This is a genomic window from Cupriavidus sp. HPC(L), assembly GCF_000307735.3.
GTDB lineage: Bacteria > Pseudomonadota > Gammaproteobacteria > Burkholderiales > Burkholderiaceae > Cupriavidus.
Map to the genome: position 1 here is coordinate 1 of NZ_AMPR02000300.1, position 2767 is coordinate 2767.

A 2767-nucleotide genomic window follows, 5' to 3' on the forward strand; every position below is an offset into this window, starting at 1 on the left:
CTGCATGCGCCAGCAGCGCAGCGCGCGCCCGGTCGAGCCGAGCAGCGCGTAGGACAGCGCGGTCAGCCGGGCCGGCACCAGGTTCAGCAGATCGTCGAGGCGGGCCGCGGCCCAGCCGAAGTGCAACAGGCGCTCGGTCCGGTAGCCCCACATCGCATCGAGCGTATTGGCCAGCCGATAGGCGATGGCCGCCGGGGCGCCGCCGATCAGGAACCAGAACAGCGCGCCAAAGATCGCGTCGTTGCCGTTCTCGAGCGCCGATTCGCAGGCGGCCCGGGCCAGCGCCGGCGCATCGGCGTCCGCGGTGTCGCGCGAGACGATGCGGGCGGTCAGCTGGCGCGCCTGGGCCAGGTTGCCCTCGGCGAGCGCGCCGGCGATCGGGGCAATATGCTGGCACAGGCTGCGCGCGCCGAGCGCGGCATACAGGCCCAGCGCATGCAGCAGCCAGGCCAGCCACGCACCGGCGTACTCGTTGTTGAATTCCTTGGTGAGTTCGCTGGCGGCCGCGATCAGCAGCGCGGCCAGCGCCGCCGGTACCAGCACCAGCGCGGACCAGGCCGCCAGGCCGATGCCGCGTTGGCGCCAGCGCGGTCCCGGCCGGTTCAGCGCGCGTTCGGCAGCATTGGCGAGCCGGCCGAAGCCGACCAGCGGATGCCAGCGGCGCGGCTCGCCGAGCCAGCGGTCGAGTCCCGCCCCGGCGAGGGCCGTCAGCGCAATGGCGGCTCCCGGCGCCAGCGGCGCCGCGGGCCACAGCGAACTCACCATGCCGGGTCCGGTCCCTTGATCGCGACCGGCAGACCGGCGACCAGCAGCCGCACGCGGTCCGCCGCGGCGGCCAGCTTCTGGTTCAGGCGGCCGAGCTCGTCGACGTAGAAGCGCGTGATCGCGCCCATCGGCACCACGCCGAAGCCGATCTCGTTGGAGACCAGGATCACGTGGCCGGGCAGCGTCGGCAGCGCGGCGAGCAGCGCGTCCATTTCCTCGGTGAAGGCCGGCGGCGGCGTGATGACGCCGTGCTCGGGATACGGACGCTTGTCGAGAAAGATCAGGTTGTTGAGCCAGACCGTCATGCAGTCGACCAGGATGCAGCCGTCGCGGCGCGCATGCGCGTACAGCGCGTCGGCCAGACGCAGCGGCTCCTCGACCAGATTCCAGTCGGCGGGGCGGCGCGCGCGATGCAGCGCGATGCGCAGCTGCATCTCCTCGTCGGTGTCGTCGGGATCCTCGCGCGCGGTGGCGATATAGGTCACCGGCCCGCCGGTCGCCACCGCATGATCGGTCGCCAACTGCTCGGCGTAGTGGCTCTTGCCGCTACGGGCGCCGCCCAGCACCAGCGTCAGTTCGCGCGGGCCGGGCCTTGGCAGGCCGACGGCCGCCTGGGTCGCCACCGCGATGGCCGCCTCGCCGGCGGGCAGCGCGACATCGGACGGCGTATCGGCTGGGCCGGTGCCGGCGGCGTGAGGAGGGGCCTTGGGTTCCATCCGGGTATTGTAGCGGCCGCATCGCGTGCCGACAGGGCGGATCCGCGCAGGCAGCGGCGCGCATGGAGCCGGCGCCGGCAATGGCCGCTCGGGCCGATGCGATAATCGCCGCGATGCAAGCCCTTCCCCAATCCGCCACGCCGGCCAAGCCCGCCGACCCTGCCTGCCCTGCACCAGCCTGCGTGCCGTGGTCCGCGCTGCGCGGCACGCTGATGATCCAGGGCACCACCTCCGACGCCGGCAAGAGCACCGTCGTCGCGGGCCTGTGCCGGCTGCTGGCGCGCGCGGCCGTGCGGGTCGTGCCATTCAAGCCGCAGAACATGGCGCTGAACAGCGCCGTCACCGCCGACGGCGGCGAGATCGGCCGCGCGCAGGCGCTGCAGGCGCAGGCCGCCGGGCTGGCGTCGCACACCGACATGAATCCGGTGCTGCTCAAGCCGAGCAGCGACACCGGCGCGCAGATCATCATCCACGGCCGCGCGCGGCTGGACCTCGATGCGCGCGCCTATCACGAATACAAGCCGGTCGCGATGCAGGCCGTGCTGGCCTCGCACCGGCGCCTGTGCGAGGGCTACGACGTGGTGCTGGTCGAAGGCGCCGGCAGCCCGGCCGAGATCAATCTGCGCGAGCGCGACATCGCGAACATGGGCTTTGCCGAGGCCGTCGATTGTCCGGTGGTGCTGGTCGCCGATATCGATCGCGGCGGCGTGTTCGCGCATCTGGTCGGCACGCTCGATTGCCTGTCGCCGAGCGAGCGCGCGCGCGTCAAGGGCTTCATCATCAATCGCTTCCGCGGCGATCTGTCATTGCTGGAACCGGGGCTGGACTGGCTGCGTGAACGAACCGGCAAGCCGGTGCTGGGCGTGCTGCCCTATCTGCACGGGCTGCATCTGGATGCCGAGGACGCGGTGGCGGCCACGCAGTCGGCCAAGGACGACGGCGCGCCGCGGCTGCGCGTGATCGTGCCGGTGCTGCCGCGCATTTCGAACCATACCGATTTCGATGCGCTGCGCGCCCATCCGCGCGTAGACCTGCGCTGGATCGGGCCCGGCACGCCGATCCCGCCGGCCGACCTGATCGTGCTGCCGGGCAGCAAGAGCGTGCGCGCCGACCTGGCCTTCCTGCGCGAGCAGGGCTGGGAGCGGGCGCTGCTGCGGCATCTGCGCTATGGCGGCAAGGTTGTCGGCATCTGCGGCGGCATGCAGATGCTGGGGCGCCGCATCGAAGACCCGGACGGACGCGAGGGCGCACCCGGCGGCAGCGACGGCCTTGGCTTGCTCGATTTC

At 72.2% G+C, this 2767-nt stretch carries 3 protein-coding genes; 1 reads left to right on the forward strand and 2 read right to left on the reverse strand.

Going from position 1 to position 2767, the window contains the following annotated elements; all coding sequences use genetic code 11:
- Both B551_RS16025 and cobU read right to left on the reverse strand, forming a co-directional pair.
- Positions 1-765 (reverse strand): cobalamin biosynthesis protein (locus B551_RS16025; RefSeq protein WP_023264527.1); only part of this gene is annotated, 765 nt, incomplete at its 3' end.
- Positions 759-1481 (reverse strand): bifunctional adenosylcobinamide kinase/adenosylcobinamide-phosphate guanylyltransferase, encoded by a 723-nt coding sequence (cobU, locus tag B551_RS16030; protein WP_023264528.1) that lies wholly within the window; start codon positions 1479-1481, stop codon positions 759-761. The genes B551_RS16025 and cobU, both read right to left, overlap by 7 nt.
- A gap of 212 nt (positions 1482-1693) precedes the next feature.
- Here cobU and B551_RS16035 point away from each other — a divergent pair.
- A partial coding sequence (locus B551_RS16035; protein WP_043440235.1) for a cobyric acid synthase occupies positions 1694-2767 on the forward strand: 1074 nt, incomplete at its 3' end.

Excerpts from the sequence above, each read along its gene's own strand:
- cobU (WP_023264528.1), bottom strand. The coding sequence starts at position 1,481 with ATGGAACCCAAGGCCCCTCCTCACGCCGCCGGCACCGGCCCAGCCGAT.